This window comes from Actinotignum stranguriae, from assembly GCF_051265215.1.
In the GTDB taxonomy this organism is placed as follows: Bacteria; Actinomycetota; Actinomycetes; order Actinomycetales; family Actinomycetaceae; genus Actinotignum; species Actinotignum schaalii_C.
On record NZ_JBOZCJ010000001.1, the window covers coordinates 135,169 to 154,845 of the forward strand.

Annotated in this window: 16 protein-coding genes; 10 read left to right on the forward strand and 6 right to left on the reverse strand. The window is 60.8% G+C overall.

All coding sequences use genetic code 11. The features are described from left to right. Positions 1-2 precede the first annotated feature (2 nt). Both ACRQEG_RS00640 and ACRQEG_RS00645 read right to left on the reverse strand, forming a co-directional pair. A complete protein-coding gene (locus ACRQEG_RS00640) occupies positions 3-1,253 on the reverse strand; it encodes an ABC transporter ATP-binding protein (protein WP_320757780.1) in 1,251 nt (416 codons plus the stop codon). Positions 1,254-1,277: 24 nt separating this feature from the next. After that, a complete protein-coding gene (locus ACRQEG_RS00645; protein WP_320757779.1) occupies positions 1,278-2,204 on the reverse strand; it encodes an ABC transporter permease in 927 nt (308 codons plus the stop codon). 228 nt (positions 2,205-2,432) lie between these two features. Between ACRQEG_RS00645 and ACRQEG_RS00650 the strand changes: the two genes are divergently transcribed. Beyond that, positions 2,433-3,956: a hypothetical protein gene (locus ACRQEG_RS00650; RefSeq protein ID WP_320757778.1), complete on the forward strand. Its 1,524-nt coding sequence runs from the start codon at positions 2,433-2,435 to the stop codon at positions 3,954-3,956. Next, positions 3,953-6,400, forward strand: coding sequence for a glycosyltransferase (locus ACRQEG_RS00655; RefSeq protein WP_320757777.1), 2,448 nt, complete (start codon positions 3,953-3,955; stop codon positions 6,398-6,400). The genes ACRQEG_RS00650 and ACRQEG_RS00655 overlap by 4 nt, the downstream gene beginning before the upstream one ends. A 124-nt stretch (positions 6,401-6,524) precedes the next feature. Here the strand turns inward: ACRQEG_RS00655 and ACRQEG_RS00660 are convergent, their stop codons facing one another. After that, positions 6,525-7,943: a glycosyltransferase family 39 protein gene (locus tag ACRQEG_RS00660; RefSeq protein WP_320757776.1), complete on the reverse strand. Its 1,419-nt coding sequence runs from the start codon at positions 7,941-7,943 to the stop codon at positions 6,525-6,527. Positions 7,944-8,069: 126 nt separating this feature from the next. On the opposite strand from ACRQEG_RS00660, the gene ACRQEG_RS00665 reads away from it, so the two are divergent. From ACRQEG_RS00665 to ACRQEG_RS00680, 4 genes are all read left to right on the forward strand, one after another. Beyond that, positions 8,070-8,825, forward strand: coding sequence for a glycosyltransferase family 2 protein (locus tag ACRQEG_RS00665; RefSeq protein ID WP_320757775.1), 756 nt, complete (start codon positions 8,070-8,072; stop codon positions 8,823-8,825). Beyond that, the gene (locus tag ACRQEG_RS00670) at positions 8,800-9,174 is read left to right on the forward strand and encodes a DUF2304 domain-containing protein (protein ID WP_231366720.1); all 375 of its coding nucleotides are present in this window, start codon (positions 8,800-8,802) and stop codon (positions 9,172-9,174) included. Before ACRQEG_RS00665 ends, ACRQEG_RS00670 begins: the two co-directional genes overlap by 26 nt. A gap of 33 nt (positions 9,175-9,207) precedes the next feature. Continuing rightward, positions 9,208-10,275 (forward strand): NAD-dependent epimerase/dehydratase family protein, encoded by a 1,068-nt coding sequence (locus ACRQEG_RS00675; RefSeq protein ID WP_016443159.1) that lies wholly within the window; start codon positions 9,208-9,210, stop codon positions 10,273-10,275. Between the two features lie 87 nt (positions 10,276-10,362). After that, positions 10,363-11,442 (forward strand): acyltransferase family protein, encoded by a 1,080-nt coding sequence (locus tag ACRQEG_RS00680; RefSeq protein ID WP_320757774.1) that lies wholly within the window; start codon positions 10,363-10,365, stop codon positions 11,440-11,442. Positions 11,443-11,503: 61 nt separating this feature from the next. On the opposite strand, the gene ACRQEG_RS00685 is transcribed toward ACRQEG_RS00680, so the two are convergent. Beyond that, complete coding sequence (locus tag ACRQEG_RS00685) at positions 11,504-12,391, reverse strand: glycosyltransferase family 2 protein (protein ID WP_320757773.1); 888 nt, start codon at positions 12,389-12,391, stop codon at positions 11,504-11,506. 121 nt (positions 12,392-12,512) lie between these two features. On the opposite strand from ACRQEG_RS00685, the gene ACRQEG_RS00690 reads away from it, so the two are divergent. Both ACRQEG_RS00690 and ACRQEG_RS00695 read left to right on the forward strand, forming a co-directional pair. Next, the gene (locus tag ACRQEG_RS00690) at positions 12,513-13,814 is read left to right on the forward strand and encodes an MATE family efflux transporter (RefSeq protein WP_320757772.1); all 1,302 of its coding nucleotides are present in this window, start codon (positions 12,513-12,515) and stop codon (positions 13,812-13,814) included. 116 nt (positions 13,815-13,930) lie between these two features. Then, a complete protein-coding gene (locus tag ACRQEG_RS00695; protein ID WP_320757771.1) occupies positions 13,931-14,920 on the forward strand; it encodes a glycosyltransferase family 2 protein in 990 nt (329 codons plus the stop codon). 41 nt (positions 14,921-14,961) lie between these two features. On the opposite strand, the gene ACRQEG_RS00700 is transcribed toward ACRQEG_RS00695, so the two are convergent. Both ACRQEG_RS00700 and ACRQEG_RS00705 read right to left on the reverse strand, forming a co-directional pair. Then, positions 14,962-15,657, reverse strand: coding sequence for a hypothetical protein (locus ACRQEG_RS00700; RefSeq protein ID WP_320757770.1), 696 nt, complete (start codon positions 15,655-15,657; stop codon positions 14,962-14,964). Positions 15,658-15,762: 105 nt separating this feature from the next. Next, on the reverse strand, positions 15,763-17,031 hold the full coding sequence (locus tag ACRQEG_RS00705; RefSeq protein WP_320757769.1) for a gamma-glutamylcyclotransferase family protein: 1,269 nt from the start codon (positions 17,029-17,031) through the stop codon (positions 15,763-15,765). A gap of 217 nt (positions 17,032-17,248) precedes the next feature. Between ACRQEG_RS00705 and rfbB the strand changes: the two genes are divergently transcribed. Further along, positions 17,249-18,241 (forward strand): dTDP-glucose 4,6-dehydratase, encoded by a 993-nt coding sequence (gene rfbB / locus ACRQEG_RS00710; protein ID WP_016443166.1) that lies wholly within the window; start codon positions 17,249-17,251, stop codon positions 18,239-18,241. 227 nt (positions 18,242-18,468) lie between these two features. Next, positions 18,469-19,635, forward strand: coding sequence for a nucleotide sugar dehydrogenase (locus ACRQEG_RS00715; protein ID WP_320757768.1), 1,167 nt, complete (start codon positions 18,469-18,471; stop codon positions 19,633-19,635). The last annotated feature ends 42 nt before the right edge of the window (positions 19,636-19,677 follow it).

The following is a 19,677-nucleotide window of genomic DNA, read 5'->3' on the forward strand; positions in this document are numbered from 1 at the left end:
TATTATTGCTGGGTTCCGCTCCCCGCCTCGATCTTAACATTATGAACATAGACTTCGGGGAAGGTCTTGACGAATCCCGTGGTCATCCCATCGGATTTGGTGGTAAAGAGCGCGACGCTATTACGCCGCTCAATTTCAATATCCGCGCTGTTGAGAATCGCGAGATTGACGATGTAGTCTCCCTCGCCAATATGCAGGTCGGGGAGAACCACCATGATCGTGGCGTGGCCGCTATCCACCGCGGGGAGGGGAAGTTGGAGGCGACGGCTGGACATCCCGAAAACCGGGGTACCCTCATTCATGGTGGTGATTTCCACCACCACGCCGTAATCGCGCATGGGCTCGTGGGCCACCAGATCGAAGGCAATACGCATGGTATCCCCGGAAATATGCACGAAAAGCCCGTCGTCCGAGGTACGCACCCCGTCCACAATCGCGGCGTTGTCAATACTGCACGGGTGGCTATCCACCGCGGTGAGGACCCCACCGTTCTTTTCCGCGAGTTCGGCGAGCATTTGTTCCTGGTAGCCCTGGTGGAGGCGGGACATCGCATCGCGCACATCCCCCACCATGACCATGGCACCTTTATCCAGAACGACGGCGCGATCACACACCTCGATCACCTGCGCCGCGGAATGCGACACCAGAATAATAGAGCGCCCTTCGCGCTGGAATTGGCGAATTTTCTCCATGCATTTCTTTTGGAAAGGTTCGTCACCCACCGCGAGGACTTCGTCCACGAGGAGGATATCCGGGTCGGAATGCACCGCCACCGCGAAAGCCAAACGTACGTACATCCCGGAGGAATAGAACTTCACCTGGGTGTGGATGAAATCCCGGATGCCGGAAAACTCAATAATGGAATCGAGTTGAGCGTCGATTTCCGCTTCGGATAGGCCCAGGATAGAAGCGTTGAGATAAATATTTTCCATACCGGTGAGGTCCGGGTGGAAACCGGCCCCCAATTCGAGGAGAGCCGCCATGCGCCCGCGGGTGCGGACCTGCCCGGCATCGGGGGTAAGGATCCCACCGATCACCTTGAGGAGGGTGGATTTACCCGAACCGTTCGCACCCACCAGACCCACTGATTCCCCAGCGGCCACACTGAAGGAAACATTCTTGAGCGCCCAGTATTCTTCCGCGTGGGTACGCGAACGCGCCGCATTGACCAGGCGTTCCTTGAGGGATTTATCTTTGTGGACGATGAATTTCTTCGAAACTCCGTCAACTTGAATGACGTCGGGACGCGACATGAGAATCCTTGACCCGCCTTTCCTTTAGAGTTCCTGCGCGAAATTGCGTTGCATGCGGGCGAAGTAGCGCTGTGCGAGCCAGAGCAACACCAGCCCAATGATAAGGAAAATTCCTAGGCGGGTGAGGAGATGGGAGGGCAACAGGGCATCCTGCCCGGCCGCCCAGAAGGAATGCTGGAAGCCCATAACCGCCACCGAGGTGGGGTTGAGGAGATAAAGGTTAATCATCCAGCTGGGGGCGGCTCCGGCAATCATCGCGAAAGAATAGACAGAGGGGGTGAGCCAGAAACCGATGAGGAGAATAACTTCCACGAGGTATTGCACATCCCGCAGGTACACATTCGCTGCGGAGAGAAACAGCCCGAAGGCCACCGCCCACACCACCACCACGGCCAGGGAGAGCGGGAAGTAGATGATGGCACTCCCCCACGGCACCCCGCGAATAATGAGGGCTCCGCATACCAAAATGGCCAGCTGGGAGAGGAAGTCCACAAAGGCAGCGCCAGCCGCAGAGAGTGGGAAGATTTCGCGCGGCAGATACACCTTTTTGACAATCCCGGAATTACTTACGATCGCGCCGGTGGAAGCCGCCACGATCTGGGAAAAAAGCCCCCAGGCGGTCAGGCCCGCGAAAACGTAAATAGCAAAATCAGGAATGGCACGTTCCGCTCCGAGAACCTTGCCGATAGCGAAGTAGTAGATGAGCAGATTAATTAGGGGCCGGACCAGGGTCCAGACGTACCCGAGCACCGAATCCTTGTAGCGTGCCTTGAGTTCACGCCGGGTGAGCAGGCCCAAGAGGTGGCGATGGTCGAAAATATCGCGGACGGACGCCCGCCATCCGCTGAAGAACCCGGTGTCAATAGCCACGCGCGTGAGATCCTGGCCGACGAGTTTCTCGAAGCGTGCTTCTGCTTCGGGGCTCACCTCGCGTTCGCGCTCTGCTGCCATACCCGACCTTTCCTGCCGGCATTCGCGCCCTTCACTACCCACCCGGGTGAGCCGCGCGTATGCACCTATCTGTCTCATATTACCCAGCTGCGGGCCGAGCCGCGCGCAGCCCCGTGATGTCAGCGCCACCTCGCGTCGCCTTGTACGATAGAGAAAGTAAGTTTCACCCGGGAGCCGCCGCGGCTACGCGAGCCGCGCTTGCCGCCCCGCGGAGGATGATAGGCAGTCATGAGTGTTTGTGTTCTTGTTCCCGCCGGAGCCGGGCCGGCTTTAGCGCGCGCCCTCCCCTACCGTGTTGCGGAGCTCATTGCGGGCCAGCCCGCCCCGCGCGCGGATCTCACCGCGGGAGAAACGGTGACTGCAGTGGTCACCACTCCCGGTGCTGTTACAAAAACAGCTCTCGCTCAGCTCCTTGCCACCCCGGGGCGCAATACCGCGTGGTGTGCCTCGCTTGCTGACAAACCGAACACATCCGAATCTCGCGGTGTCCTCGCCGCCCCCGCCCCGGTCTACACTTTTGATTCGCGGGCGCTCCACCTGTGCGGCGGCCTCGATACCGCCTTCTCGCTTCCGGCCCTGGCCGTCGATGCCCAGTGGCGCCTGAGTGCCGCCGGAGTACCCGGTGAGCTGCGCACTACCGCGCTCCTCGAAGCCGGAACCCCCGATCTCGATACCGTGGAGTACCTGCGTATCCTCACGAAGAATCTTTCCCCGGCCTACCAGCTGGAATTCCTCACCCCGCTTGTCACCGCCCTTATCGATCACCCGCTCCGCAGCTCCGGGGTGGATACCGCCGCCCTGGATCTTGCCCGCCGCCCCGGGAACGATGCCGAGCCCTTACTTCACGTCCCCTCCACCACCTTCAGCGGCGCCCAGGTAGTACGCGACTGGAGCGCCTCCCTGGCCGGCTTAGAAAGCCGGAATGAAGCGGCTCTTGCCGCTGCCCGTATCCCGGATCGCCGCCTGCCCCATATGGCCGAGTTCCTTGACCGGGTCTGGGCTAGCGCCGGGATCCCCACCTCCGAACGGGATTTCCTGGAAACGGCTTTCGCGGATATCCGCCGCGATCATGAGCCGAGTATCGCTTTCGCGGTGGCCGGTTCCGATACCGCGGCCCGTGCCCGTTTCTCCCGGATCGCCGCTGACATTCCCGAACCGCTCTACCTGTGGGATCCGGAAAGCAAAGAGCTGAGCGAGCGCAGCGCCGATCCCACCGCGCCCTTCCAAGCGGCCCGTCGCACTCTTGCCAGCGCCGTCGAAACAATCGCGGTGACCTATATTCTCAATCTTCCGGCCCGTGCCGTTCCGTGGAGCGGGAACCACGGGGTGGTCATTGCCGATGTCGCCACCGCGAATCTCACCGCGATGGTCCGCACCGATTGGGTGGGGGTCACCGGTACGGAAAGCGTGGGCGCGAACGCTAGCGTCCTCAACGAAACGCTCAGTGTTGCGGACCGCGTTATTACCGCGGATACCGCCCAGCGTGATTTTGTGCTCGGGGCTCTGTCCGGGAACTATCGCTTGGATCAGAATACGTACGACGACGATCACTCTCTCACCAGCCTCGTCGCTCAGGAAAACGGCGGTATTGCAGCGGCTCTCGCCGCGCTGCGCTCCCCCATCCACGCCTATGAACGGGTGGAAACCACCCAATTGTACGAGGAGCCCGGCAAGCCCGGTGCCCGCAAGCATCCCCACCTACGCCGCGCGTTGCGCGGCCTGGCCAGCACTCTCAAGGGAGAACGCAAGTGACCTCTGTTTCCGTTATTCTTGTCAATTTCCGCGGGGCGGAGGATACGATTGCCGCCGCGCACTACCTGCGTGAATGTGATTGGCCGGCGCAGGATCTGGAGATCGTCGTCGTCGATAATAATTCCGGGGATGGTTCTTTCGAGCGCCTGCGCGCCGAGCTGCCTGACTGCCAGGTCCTGCAATCGGGTGCCAACCTGGGCTTCACCGGGGGCTGTAATTTTGGGGTGGAGCATTCCCGCGGGGATATCGTAGCTTTCCTCAATAATGATGCCCGGCCCGGTAAGAAGTGGATTCGTGCCGCGGTGGAGGCGATTGCGGCGGACCCGAAGGTGGGCTGCGTGGCCTCCAAGGTGCTCACCTGGGAGGGCGACAGAATCGATTTCGTCGATTCCTCGATGACGTGGTTCGGGATGGGCTACAAGCGCGAGGCAGAGCGTGAAGATACCGGCGCCTGGGATACCCCGAAGAATGTGCTCTTCCCCACCGGGGCCGCGATGTTTGTGCCGCGCCGCGTTTTTGAGGAACTGGGCGGTTTCGATGACCGCTACTTCATGTTCTACGAGGATGCCGATTTCGGCTGGCGCGCCAACCTCGCCGGATACGATGTGCGCTACGTGCCCGAGTCGGTGGCCTACCACCGCCACCACGTCACCATGAAGAAGTTCGGGAATTTCCGGGAAACGTACTTCCTGGAACGCAATGCGCTGGCTTGCCTGTACAAGAATCTCGGCGATGATCTGCTCCGCACTGTTTTCGCTCCCGCCCTTGCTTTCGCCCTGGAGCGCAGCGCGGAACGCAGCGAGGTGGAGGAGCGCCGCGGCCCCGATTCTTACCGCGCAGCTGAGGGCACCATTACGAAAATGGCGGCCACCGCGCCCTACGCGGTCTCGTATTTCCGCGATATTTTGCCTTCCCTCGTGGAATCGCGCCGGGAAATCCAGGCCGGGCGCCAGAAGTCCGATGCGGAGATTATTACCCTCATGCGTAATGCCATGGAGCCGGCCTATCCGCTGCCGCGTTACCTGGACCTCCACGAGGTGCTGGCGCGTTTCTTCGGGATCGCGAAGCGTTTTTCCGGGCAGGCGAAGGTGCTGGTGGTAACCGGTGAACCCATCGGGGAGAAAATGGCCGGGCCGGCCATCCGCGCCTGGGAAATGTGCACTCGCCTGGCACTCGAGCACCCGGTGCGGTTGTGTTCCACGGCCGGCGTGGGAAAGGTCGCACCCCAAGCTTTCGAGATCCACAATGGCGATACCGATACCCTGCGCGCCTGCACCGACTGGGCGGATGTCATTATCTTCCAGGGTTTCCTACTGGAAAGCGCCCCGTGGCTCATGAGCTCGGAAAAGATCATCGTGGCCGATATCTACGATCCCATGCACCTCGAGCAGCTCGAACAGGCCCGCGACCAGGGCCCGGAGGGCCGCGAACGCTCCATTACCGGGGTAACCGGCGTACTCAACCGGCAGCTGGCCCGCGCCGATAAATTCCTGTGTGCCTCGGATAAACAGCGCAACTTCTGGCTCGGGCAACTGGCGAGCATGGGCCGCATCAACCGTAATGTTTTGCCCGACGACGCGGATGTGCGCAGTCTCGTCGATATTGCGCCTTTCGGTCTGGGTGAAGAAGCACCCCGGCAAACCGAACACGCCATCCGCGGGAAGGTTCCCGGTATCGGCATGGATGACAAGGTCATCCTGTGGGGCGGCGGGGTCTACAACTGGTTCGACCCGCTCTCCCTCATCCGCGCGGTCGCCCAGCTTTCCCGCACCCACCCGGATGTGCGGCTCTATTTCTTAGGTATGAAACACCCCAATCCCGGGGTGCCGGCCATGCGAGTGGCCTCCGAAGCGGTGGCGTTGGCCGATGAGCTAGGCCTGATGAATACCCACGTTTTCTTCAACCACGACTGGGTTCCCTACCACGAACGCCAGAACTACCTGCTGGACGCAAACGTGGGGGTCTCCACCCATTTCGAGCACGTGGAAACCCAATTCTCTTTCCGCACCCGTATCCTCGATTACCTATGGGCGGGACTGCCGATCGTGGCGACCAGCGGGGATTCTTTCGGGAATGCCCTCGATAGCGAAGGTATCGGCATTGCGGTGCCCCCGCGCGATGTGGAGGCCCTGGCCGCAGCGCTTGAAACACTGCTATACGACGACGCCGCAGCGGCCCGCGCGCGTGCGAATATTGCCGGTTTCGCCCAGCAATTCCACTGGGATCGGGCGCTCGCCCCGCTGCTGGAGTTCTGCCGGCAGCCGCGCCGGGCCGCTGATCTGGCTTTCCGCACCGGCGACGATGTACCCGGAACGATGCTTGGCTTTATCGACCCGGGTTTCAACCCGGTGCGTGATCTCAAACTCGTGGTGGATTACCTGCGCACCGGCGGCCCGAAGGTGCTGGCCTCCAAGGTGAAGTCCCGGCTGCGCAAGTACATCTAGTACACCGCCCACCTGCGGCAGGTGCACGGATGCCCGCGGACGCTCTTGGCGTTCCGCGGGCATCACCGTACCGGCAGCATTGTGAGCAAGCTGCTACGTTTCCACGACGCGCTGCGGCGCCGCACTACGTTGCCGAGGGAATAATGAGGGCGTAGCCGTACATGCACGCGGTCAGCAGCGCCAGGCCCCAGGCCACGGAGTGGCGCAGCTTGATCCAGGCCGCCGCCGCGCAGAAGAGCGGGATAAGGACCATCCCGTAGCGGTGCTGCATAAGGGTGAGGGAGCCAGAAAGGATATTGAAACCGAGCACCACCCCCGGAGCGATACCAAGGAAGGAAACCGCGGCTGCCTGGCTAAAACGCTGTTCCAGGGTGGAGTGACGTTCCAGGATCCACGCCACGCACACGATGGCGGTAATTCCCAGCCAGAGCGCCAGGCTCGCGAAAGGAGATTTCGGGTATTGCTGGGCCGTCCCACCAATACCAGCGAAAATAATTTGAAGCGCATCATCGGTCATATAGGGAAGCTGACGCACATCGAGCACCCCGGTAGGATCCACCACAATATCCGGGCGCGCCACCGTAATGAAAGGGCGAATAACTAGCCAGGCCCCACCGGCCACCGCGGAAACCGACCCGAGAGCACCAATTTCCCACCAGCGTGGCAAGCTAGCAGGATCAGCAGCAGCCTTCTTCCCCCAACCGTGCCCGGGCCGTATCCGGTACCACACCAGGAAGATCAGGACAGCCACCACCGCGAAAATATTTTGCATTTTCACCACGCAGGCCACCGCGGCAATAAGGAGCAGCCAACCGAGAGACCATTGCCGGCGCGCGTAGAAAATACTTCCGAAAATAATGAGGGTGCCCACCAGGAGATTGAGCGCATCCGGGGTGATATAGCAATTCGTGGTTCGGAAAGTCGGCATCGAGGTGATGAGGAGCGGTACCGTAAGTGCCATCGCCCAGGTGGCACCAATACGGCGCATCCCCCAGGCAAGGACCGTCATCCCCAGCACCAACCAGAGCACGCTGGTGAGGCGAGCGCTGCCCAGCAAGCCCATCCCGAGCATCATAAACGGCTTAGCCAGCCACGCGGTCAGGAAGTAGTAGACCGGGGAATGCACCCCGGCGGTGGTGTAGCCGGCGAAGGGGAGCTTATCCTCGGGGAAATCTCCCCCGCACACCCCGATGGTTGCCGAGCTGACCGGGTTGGAACCGAAACCGAGGCAGGCCAGCACCTCACGGGCATAGGAATCCGTGGTCATCCCATCGCGTACTACAATCCCGCGCCCGGCTTTATCCACCGCGTCGAGGTAGACGTATTCATCGAAAGGAGAAAGGTGTGGATTGGTGGTGATGAAATGAAGATTGAGTGCCCCTCCCAGAATCCCGAAGAACACCAGGACGGCTAACCACACCACCCAGGGGCGCCCGGCGCTGATTCTGCGCAGCCGCGATACCAGAGCCGCCCGATGCTTAGAGTGCTGAGAAGACGAATCGGCCTGGGGCGTCCGAACATCTACGTGCGTGGCTGCAACCATGAATTTCCTTGAGATGGACAACGTTTCACTTGCCGCGTTATCTTATCGCGAAGTACCACCCCTCATATAGGGCACACAGCACGAGCGCTCGTTCAAGCCCGGGCTTAAATGGCCTAAAATCAAAGAATGACTTCTGAGCAAGACAGGCCCCCACGTCTCGTCGTCCTCATTCCGGCGTGGAATGAAGAAGAGGCGCTGCCGGCGGTTCTCACCGAATTACGCCAGGCAGCTCCGCACGCATCCCTCGTGGTCATCAACGATTGTTCCCGGGATGCTACCGCGCAGGTGGCCGCGGCCGGTGGCGCAACTGTCCTCAATTTGCCCATTAACCTCGGGGTGGGCGGGGCCATGCGCACTGGCTACCTGTATGCCTGGCGCCACGGTTTTGACCGTGCCGTGCAGGTAGATGCCGATGGCCAGCACCGCCCCGAAGATATCGCCCGCCTCCTCGAACAGATGGATACCACCGGTGCCGATATCGTTATCGGGGCGCGTTTTGCAGAACGTGGCTCCTATCGGGTGCGCGGACCACGCGCCTGGGCCATGCGATTCCTCTCCAAGGTGCTCTCCCGCGTGCACCACACCCGGCTTACAGATACCACCTCCGGCTTCAAGCTCACGAACCGGAAAGCCATCGGGGTACTCGCCGACGAACTCCCGGCCGAATACCTGGGCGATACCATCGAAGCGCTTATTATCGCCAGCAAAGCTGGGCTGCGTGTCACCCAGGTGGGAGTGGAGATGCGCGAGCGGCAGGGCGGCACTCCCTCCCATAACCCACTCAAGGCCGCACGCCTGCTGCTGCGCGGTATTATCGCCATGGCGGTAGCCTCTACCCGCCCCGCCCAAAAAGATCTTGACGGAACCGAAGGAAGGCAATAACGTGCTCTACCGCCTCTTGCCGATCGCCGCGAGCATCATCTTCCTCGTCTACCTGTTTATCTTGCTGCGTTCCCGGCGGATGAAACAAACCTACGTGTATATCTGGTTCCTTATTGGCATCGGCCTGCTCGTGATTTCGATCTGGCCCCAGGTTGTTTTCCTCGTTTCCCAAGCCCTCGGTTTCAAACGCGCCTCCAATATGATTCTGGTGATCGCGTGCGTCGTGCTGCTCATGGTGACGATCCAGCTCTCTACCGCCGTCTCCCGGTTAGAAGAAGACCGGCGGCGTTTGGCTGAAGAAATAGCTTTGCTACGCGCGGAACGCGCGGCGCCCCCAGCCGAGGCGTAAACTTCATGTGCATCAAATAAAGGAAGGACTTCCATGCGCATTCTTGTCACCGGTGGTGCCGGTTTTATTGGGGCGGCGATGTCAACGTACCTCGCCGACCATCACGAGCAGGTTATCGCTTTCGATAATCTGCATCCGCAGATCCACCCGGATCATCAGCCCACGGCCGGCTTCGATAAGCGCGTGGAGCTCTACGAGGCCGATGTGACCGATCCGGCCGCCTGGGATGCCCTGCTGGAGCGCTTCACCCCGGATGTTGTTGTCCATCTGGCGGCAGAAACCGGGACCGGGCAGTCCCTGACCGAATCCACCCGGCACGCCTCCGTGAACGTGGTGGGCACCACCACGATGCTTGATGCGTTCGCGCGCCACCAGGTTATCCCGCAGCGCATTGTTCTTGCCTCCTCGCGCGCGGTCTACGGCGAAGGTGCCTGGCGGCACACGTCCGGGGAGCACGCCGGTGAGCTGTTCTACCCCGGTTCACGTACCGTGGCCATGTTTGAACAAGAAGAATGGGATTTCCCGGAGGCCGAGCCGGTGGCCATGAATGCCGCCCTGGTGGAGCCCCATCCTTCCTCGGTGTATGCGGTTACCAAGATTGCCCAGGAACAGCTCCTGCGCATGTGGGGCGATGCTTTCGGCTGTGAGATCGGGATTGTGCGCCTGCAAAACGTGTACGGCCCGGGCCAAACGCCCTCCAATCCCTACACCGGAATCATGTCCCTCTTCTGCCGGGTTGCCTACAATAAACAGCAAATTTCCGTGTATGAAGACGGCCTTATCCGCCGCGATTTCATCATTATTGATGATGTGGCCCGCGCCCTCATTAAGATGATTGAAATTGAGAAATGCCCGGGTGTTTCCGTAGATATCGGAGCGGGCCACTACACCACTATCCTCGAAGCCGCCCAGATTATCGCGAAGATTTACGGGGCTCCCGAACCGAAGATCACCGGCCAGTGGCGCCACGGCGACGTACGCCACGCCTGGGCAGATCCGGAGCCAGCCCGCGAGCTCCTCGGATTCGAGGCCGAAGTGGACGTGGAGGAAGGCTTCACGCGCCTTGCTTCCTGGATTAACACCCAGACCCAGTATCTCTAAACCCGATAACCGCAGCGCGGCGTGCGGCGACGACCCGGCAACTGCGGCGTCGTCGCTCCGCCGCGATGGGACCACGCGAAGGAACGTATGCGCACATGGCTTGACCCCCGCAATAACTCGCTGAATCTGATTCGGCTGGTCTTTGCGCTGATGGTACTTTTCCACCACGTGGGGCCGGTAACCCAGCTCGTCGGGGAGTTCGAGATCACACCCGGTGAATCTGTGGGCGCCTGGGCTGTTTTCGGTTTCTTTATGATTTCCGGGTATCTCATTACCGCTGCGCGCCTGCGTTCGGATGTGGGGCGCTACCTCAAGAACCGCGTGGTCCGGATTTTCCCGGCTTTTCTGTTTATCAATGTGGTGACAGCTTTCCTCCTCGCGCCGTTTGTCTATCTGCTCGATCATGGCACCCTGGACGGCTACCTCACCACCGGCCCCACTCCCATCAGCTATATCCTGGGCAATTTCTTCCTCTACATGAACCAGTGGGGCATCGCGGATACCCTCCACAATGTTCCCTATCCCATCGCCTGGAACGGCTCGCTGTGGTCGCTCTACTACGAGTTCGTGTGCTACCTCATCGTGGGCGCGCTGCTCACCATCCCCTTCTTCAAGCGGCATATCTGGCCCACGGCCGTGATTTTCCTGGGCACCTGCGCACTGCGGGTCTTCCTCCCCACTGCCACCGTGTACCTGGGCACGATGAACGGCACCCTCGACCAGCTCTCGCGCTTGCTACCGTTCTTCTTCGGTGGCTCCCTGCTCTTCCTGGCCAAAGACCGCCTCAGCCTCACCACCTGGGGTGCGCTGGGTGCAACGGTTGCGGCCGTGGCGATCATGGTGGTGGCCCCGCATTCCGGGCCGCAGATTTCCGCGCCGCTGCTCACCTACCTGCTGCTGTGGATCGGGCAGACACTCCCCTCCCCGCGGCTCTTCCAAGTCCACGATTTCAGCTACGGCATCTACATTTGGGGATTCCCACTCACCCAGCTACTCACCCGCCTCGGGCTGGCAGCCGCAGCCCCCTACCTCGTTTTCTGCGCGGTTCTTTTCGTGCTCACCGCCCTGGGCGCGGCATTCTCCTGGTTCCTGGTGGAACGGCCGGCCATGCGGGCTTCGCGCGGCAAAAAGAATCCCTTCGGGGAGTTGCGCGCGCCGGCGCGCTAGTGGGCGCGAATACGCGCGCTGCGGGGCGTGCGTCGTCGTACCAAGAACGACGACGCCGGGCCTACTTGCCTACCAGGTGCCGCAGCAGGGTACGTACCCCGGTAGCGCTGCGTTCCTTGAGGGCCCGCGGCAGCAAAGTGGCGGCGTAAAGGCGCGAGGTGGCGTGCAGCTGGGCCGCCCGCTGGGCCTTCGTCCAGCCGCGCTTTTTCATGTCCGCGGCCGCGAGCGCAAAATAGCGCCGTTCCCCGGCGAAGCGGGTACCGTCCAGAAGCTTGGAGGCGGAGGCGGAAGAATCGTGGCGGCGGTATCGGAAGCACACCGTCGGCTCTACCAGCAGGGAGGCGCCGGCAGCCAGCATATCGACAACGATGGCGAGATCCTGGATGAGGGGGAAGCCGGGGCGGAAGGGAGTGGCGCGAATAGTCTCGGTACGGAAAACGAGCGAGGGCCAATAGAGCCAGTCCCCGGTGAGGAGTACCGCGGCCGCACCTTCCCCGGAAATAACGTTACCCATACGTGTGGAGCGCTTGCGCAGGGAGGTTTTGATACGGTCCCCGAGGGGCGAAATAACGGTGCCCTGCGCGTCAATGGGGCGCACCCCGGGCTGAATAATATCGATGGTGGGATGGGCGGCAATAGCGGCCTGGATGGTGGACACAAAATTCGGTTCCATCATGTCATCGCAGCCCATGAACATCATGTATTCCGCGGTGGCGAGCTTCAGGCAGGTCTCGTAGTTTTCGGTAATGCCCCGGTTCGTTTCGTTACGAATATAGGTGACGCGCTCATCATGTAGCTTGGCAAAATACTCCGGCACGCTCTCATCGGGATAGCAATCATCCACCACGGTGAGCTTCCACTCATCACTATCCTGGGCCAGGACCGATTCCACTGTTTGGAAGAGGTAGTCCGGGTTCCCCCAGAAGGGCAGCATGATATCGAGGCGCATCGGGCATGATCCTTTCTATGGCGAAGCCGCTTTCTGTTTCGCCGCCATCTGTACTAGCGCCTATTATGGCACGGGCGCACCCTATACTTAAGAAATCCTGCGAAGAGAAAGGCCATCCGTGATGTCCACCGCCGCTGGCCAGAACTCAGAAACTGCCGGGGCTGCCCTGCCGGTTGCCCTCGGCGGTGCTTCCGGAGCACTCTCCGGTTTCTTTATTACGGTGGTGAGTGCGCGTTCGCTCTCCCCTACCGATAACACCCTATTTTTGACGTTCTGGGCTGCCCTGTTCGCCATTATTGCGATTGTGGCGGGTCTCCAAAATGAGGTGACACGGGCGGTGCGCCGGGACCGGGTTGAGAGCTGTGAACGTGCCGAAAATCGTGACCGCGTAGAAAGCCGCACGGGCGTGGATTCCACGGCCGCAGCTTCGTGCTACCGCACCTCGCCGGTTCTTATCTGCGCGGGGGTAGGTGTATGTGCCGCACTCCTGGTGCTCGTCGTGACTCCGCTGTGGCTGCGGGTATTTCACGGGTTTTCCGGGCGCGCGCTCCTTATCGCTTTTATTGCACTAGGGGTAGTCCTCAATAGCGTGCATTTAGGGCTCCTCGGAGTTTTCGCGGGGCGCGGGAAGTGGAAAATTTTCGGTACTCTCACCTCGCTGGAGCCGGCCCTGCGTTTCCTCTTTATTGCGGTAGCCGGATATCTCAGTCTCACCCTCCACTTCTACGCCCTCGCCTGCGTGCTGGCCTGCGGTACCTGGTTGCTGCTCAGCGCTGCGCCGGGCGTGCGAGCTTTGGCACGCACCCGCATTAATATCGCGCCGCGGGGCTTGGTGCGCCGCCTCCTACTGGCCATGATCGCCACCGGGGCAAGCGCGCTCCTCATTAACGGTTTTCCGCTCCTTATGAGCCTGACCACCGAACCTGCGGTGTTCTCTCAGGCCGCTCCGCTGATCCAAGCGGTCTCCGTGACCCGCGCGCCCCTCATGCTTCCCCTCGTAGCTTTCCAGTCCATGGTGATCACGGTTTTCGTCCAGCACCCCGAGCGCACTCGCGGCTATTTACTGCGCCTGGCCTTTATTGTGGGAGGAATTGGCGGGATTGGTGCCCTGGCCGCTGCCGCGTGCGGCCCATGGCTCATGGCGGTTATCTTCGGGCCGGCTTATGCAAATACTCCCCTTACTTTGGGATTACTGGTTCTTGCCGCAGCCTGCCTGGCTCTTCTTACCTTGACCGGAGCGGTGGCACTAGCCGCCGATCACCACCGCCTCAATATTCTGGGATGGTGCGCGGCCCTGCTGGTCTCCGTCGCCCTGATGCTCCTCCCGCTCTCCCTGGAAACACGCACAGTTGCCTCCCTGGTGGTGGGCCCGCTGCTAGGGAGCATCTGCCATATCCTCGGCCTGGTACATCACACTCGATAACACCGTATCGCACCCGATAGCGCCCGAGATACGTGGGGACCTTCGGGGCCGTGGGGGATGCACCGGGACTGCGCGCGGGTACCATGGAGACTACGTGAGCTGACCTAGGAGGAATCATGGCACGGGTATCCGTTATCACTCCCGCCTACCGCGGTGAGGACACTATTCGGCGCGCGGTTGTATCGGTCCTGGGCCAAACCATGCCCGATGTGGAGCTCATCGTTGTGGATGATCACTCCCCCGATAACACTGCCGGCGTGCTGCGCGACCTGGAAAAAGAACTTGCCGATGCCCGTCTCACCGTGATCTACCACGAGAACAATACCGGGGTATCCGGGGCCCGGAATTCCGCCCTTGAGCGCGCGTCCGGGGACTATATCGCTTTCCTTGACGGGGACGATTACTGGGAACCCACCTATCTGGAACGGATGCTGCATGAAGTGGAGAACGCGCCCGGTACCGATGTGGTGTGCTGCGGACGCACCATCCACCTCTCCAATGGCCAGACGCGCACCGAACACTCCCGTTTCCTCGGCACCCTGGCAGGCCCGGATGCGGTACGTGCCTTCCTCACCGATAACCTCACCCCGTTCCTCTGGGATAAACTTTTCGCCGCCGCCACGTTCCAGAACTTGCGTTTCCCGGAGCATATTCACCGCGGGGAGGATCAGGTTGTTGCCGCGATAGCGCTTTCCCGGGCCCGGCAGGTCACCTCGATTCCCGATGCCCTGGCCAATTACGTGGTGGGCACCCAATCCCTCACCTGGGGTCGCGTTCCCGATCCGCAGGAATATGAGGATGCCGCACGTTTCCTTGCCGAACAGCTCGGGCCGGAATGGATGGCAGAACCGGAGAATCTTTCCGCTTTTTTGGTGTACCGCACCCTCGCCATGATGATTTTGGCGCAATCGGCCATGCGTTCGGAGAAGGACACCGCGGATATTGTGCGCGCGGCACGGCATGCTATTAGCTTGCCCATGCTGCGCGCTACCGCGCAGGCCCGCCCGCAGCTGGCAGCCGGAGCCGCCCTGCTGCGCACCTGCCCGGCGCTCTACCGCAAGATCTACCTGCGCTACGTGCGCAGCACCTACGCCATCGCGGATTAGGAACGGATGAAAAGCGGTTTGCAACGGACTAGCAGCGGCGCTTAGAAAGCCCAGCGCCACCCCGATCCCGGCACTCCCCAGGGGTTGTAGACCAGGTAGCCGTGCTCCAAGGAGGTTTCCAGGACCACCTTACCGGCCGCGCTTTCCCCCGGGTTGATAAAGGGGGTGACCCGCTCCGCGGTGGAATAACACCCGTAAGATGGCACCGTGTGGCTATCTTCCTGGATATTTCCCTCCAAGTCCGTGAGATAAAAAGCATCCCGATCCAGGGTGAGGAAGGGAGCATCCGGGTCGTAGGCGTCATAATCAGCTGCCATCTGCGCGCTGAGATCAACCACGAGGAACGTGCCGTTCTTGGGAGTGAAAACAGCTGGCTCCGCGATGCGCGAGGGGCACTCCTGTGCCCGGGTAATATCCGTGACTGTCAGAGTGAATGCCGCCCGAGTGGCGCCGTCGACCGAAAGACCTACCGGCACTCCAAGCTCAGCTTCCACATCCCCGCTGGGCGCAACCGTAACCGGGCGGCCGCCTTCCGAACCGGCCGTGACCGCGGCACGTTCCTGCATGGTCCCGGTGCCGTTCCCGCTGGCTGCTCCGCCGCCGGGAGCCGCGCTCGCCACCGGAATCGGGGTGACCGGATCTGGATCACCCACCGCGGTGCTCGCGCAGCCACCTAGTGCCATAATCCCGGCTAGGCTCAGCCCCGCGAGTACGCTTCCCACGGTCCACCGACTCACGCGGGTTCCCCGCCCGAACGAGGGCGCGGGTTGTGAGAGTGCAGCCTGTGTGGTGTGACTACTGTGCATCATCTCGTTATTTTTCCTTTTTCTCGCCACGCGTTCTTAGAAGCGGTGGAAATCACCGTGGGGTACCACGTAGCCCCAGCGCCGCGCGAAATCCTGCCGCCATTTTGTTGCCACGTACATCCACGCCGGCCCGTCCACCGTGGTGACGAGGTCACGCGTGTAATTCATATAGGCAGGGTTCTTACCCGGAACATAACCTTCCCAATCATCCATTTGCGCCACTTTGGCGTCATAATTCCACGGCCCATACTGCAGGAGGTCACCGCGTAGCCCGCGCGGGCCGGGAAGAGCCCAGGGCCACGGGTTCCACCGCGGGCCGGTGATCCACAGTTCATAATCCGGCACGGAGCTTTCTTTGATACCGGAATAATCATTAACAACGTAGGCAGCTTCTTCCCCCTGGCGTAGCGTTCCATAGACCAGAATGGGGTAACCGCCGGAATTGGGACCAAGGTTGGGCGGGCGTTGGCTATTGGGAGCCTGCGGTACGTAATCGCGGCGTACCGCCAGAGTATCCACCCCGTCCCGATCCCAATCGCCCACCAGAACGGTATCCCCGTGCCGCCCGTACGAGAATTCCGTGGAAGCATCCCCACCGGAAACAGTGGAATTATTGACGTAGTACATATTGCCGCGGCGCACCGCGAAACTATCGATACCATCGCCATCCCAGTCACCGACCAGAACGGTATCCCCGTGGCGCCCGAAGGAGAAAACCGTGAAATTCTCATCATCGTCGAGCACATTGCTGACGTAGAACATATTGCCGCGCCGAATAGCGAGGGTATCGGTGCCGTCGCCATTCCAATCCCCCGCGATCACTTCATCATCGGGCTGACCGAAGGTAAAAGTATGTTCCCCGCCTCCGGTGGTGAGCTCATTGCGCACGAAATACGTATTACCGCGACGAATAAGAACCGTATCGCCCACGACCGCATCCCAATTGCCGATAAGGAATTGATCGGTGGGCAGCCCGAATTTAAAGTGGATATCCGCGTCCCCGGACACGAAGCTGTTTTTCATATAGAAATCGGAGCCGCGGTTCACGCCGAGGGTGTCTCGGCCATCGCCATTCCAATCCCCGGAAAACACCACATCCGTATGCCTCCCGTACGACATCTCCACATCGGCCGGACCCGAGGTGAGAGAGTTTTTGAAGAAATAGTAGTTCCCGGCACCCTCGTCCAGAGCGGGCGCACCCTGCGCTGCCGGCATGAGCCCCAGCAAGGTAGCAATCAGTGACAGCACTGCGGTGACACCAATGAACCCGGTGGCGCGGGTACGCGTGCGCGAATACCTCTCCAAAAGAACCTCCTCGGGTTGTTCGCGCCCCGGAGTGGTGCAGGATCCAGGCCGCGGTGCGTGGACGGATAGCTCCAGCTTAAACCCTTCGCGCGTCACAATAGTAGTGCTTGCCGGTGTCGCACCCCCGTTGAAAATGTGGGCACGGCGCGATGAGCTGACTCTTCACCCCGCAGTTCCGGGTAGAATTAGCCAGGAACTGACCCACGAAAGGAATAATATGCGTGTCCTGGTTACCGGCGGTGCCGGATTTATTGGCGCGAATTTCGTTCACCAAACTGTCGAGGATTATCCTGATGCCGAAGTTGTCGTCCTGGATAAACTCACGTACGCGGGTAATCCCAAGTCCATTGAGGGCCTGGACCGCGTCACCCTGGTCCAGGGCGATATTGCGGATATGGATACCGTTGATCCCCTGGTCAAAGACTGCGATCTGGTGGTGAATTTCGCGGCGGAATCCCATAACGATAACTCGCTCGTTGATCCCTCCCCCTTCATCCGCTCCAACCTGGTGGGTACCTACACAATTCTGGAAGCGGTACGGCGCCACGGGGTACGCCTCCACCATATTTCCACCGACGAAGTATACGGGGACCTGGAGATTGACGAACCGCGCCGCTTCCAGGATGGCGATCCCTATATCGCGTCCTCCCCGTATTCGGCTTCCAAGGCCGGCTCGGACCTGCTGGTACGCGCCTGGGTGCGTTCTTTCGGGGTGGAAGCCACCATCTCCAATTGCTCGAATAATTACGGCCCCTATCAGCACGTGGAGAAGTTCATTCCGCGTACCGTTACCAACCTTCTGGATGGCATCCGCCCGCGGATCTACGGCACCGGTCTCCAGGTGCGCGATTGGATTCACGTACGCGATCACAACGTGGCGGTATGGGAGATCATCAATAAGGGCCGGATCGGGGAAACCTACCTCATCGGCGCGGATGGCGAAAAGAATAACCTTGAGGTCGTCAAGATGATTCTCCAGGAGTTCGGCCGCGAACCCGATGACTTCGATCATGTGAATGACCGCCCGGGCCACGATCAGCGCTACGCCATTGATAATTCCAAGCTGGTGGAGGAAACCGGCTGGCAGCCCAAGTTCAAGGACTTCGCGGCGGGTCTGCATGACACCGTGGAATGGTACAAGGCCAATGAAGAGTGGTGGCGCCCGCAGAAGGAAGCCGTGGAGGCCAAGTACGCCAAGACCGGCCACTAAAGCGCCGCGTTTCGGTCCATCGGGCACTGCCCTGGCGTACCCGCAACGCATCGCCCTTATCGCTGCCCCGCTCGCACTTCTCCGGCAGGCACCTTGAGTGCCACCGGGATCGCGAGCGGGGTAGCGCTGTTCGTGGAAGCCTGTCCTCGGTCTTCTTCTCCGTGTCCCACCGGCCCGCCGCGCAGCGGGCCGGCTATACTGAACGCAACCCAAGAGCTAGGAGCATCATGCAGATTGCTGTGATCGGGCTGGGCTACGTGGGCTTGGCCAACGCCGTCCTTCTTGCCCAACACCACGATGTTGTCGGATCGGATGTTAATCCCGCGAAAGTGGATGCGATTAACGCGTGCACCTCCCCGATCCAGGATGCGAAAATCGAAGAGTTCCTCGCCACCAAGCCTCTTTCGCTGCGTGCTACCACCTCGAATATTGAGGCCCTCGCGGGTGCTGACTACGCCGTCATTGCCACGCCCACCGATTACGATACGGAGACCAATGCCTTCGATACGGCCTCTGTTGAAAGTGCAATTGCGCAGGTAGCTGAGGCGAATCCCGGTGCCGTCGTCGTCATTAAATCCACGATCCCCATCGGTTTTACCGCGCGGATGCAAGAAACGTTCCCGCAGCTGCGCATCGTCTTTTCCCCGGAGTTTTTGCGCGAGGGCAAGGCACTGCAAGATAATCTCAACCCTTCACGCATTGTTGTTTCGGGCGACGACGCCGCAGCCGCCCACTTCGCCCAGTTGCTGAGTGAGGGTGCTGAAGCCCGCGACGTCCCGATTATCCAGGTGGGAACCCGGGAAGCCGAAGCGATTAAGCTCTTCTCCAATACCTATCTGGCTATGCGTGTCGCTTATTTCAACGAGCTGGACTCTTTCGCGATGGCGCGCTCCCTCAACGCCGCGGAGATTATTCGCGGGGTGGGCCTCGATCCCCGCATCGGGGATCATTACAATAATCCTTCTTTCGGCTACGGTGGCTACTGCCTGCCCAAGGACACCAAAGAATTACGCGCGGATTTCGAAGGCGTGCCCGAAAATCTCATGTCCGCGATTGTGGAATCCAATGAAACCCGGATTGGATTCCTGGCTAACCGCCTAGCCGGGGCTGGCTACGCCACGGTGGGGATCTACAAGGTAGCCATGAAATCGGGCTCGGATAATCACCGGGCTTCGGCCGCCCTCAGCCTCGCGGCGCAGTTACACGCGCGAGGTGTGGAGGTGCTCGTTTACGATCCGGCGTTGAAGCCGGGCGCCCTCGGGGATATCTCGGTGCTGGACTCCTGGGAGGAATTCCAGGATCGCGCGGATGTGATTATCACGAACCGTCTGGATGGCACCATGCCGGAAACGTCCACGCCGGTGCTCACCCGCGATATTTTTGGGCGGGACTAGCGCGCACGGGCATCATGGCGCGCACGGTATCTACGTAATATA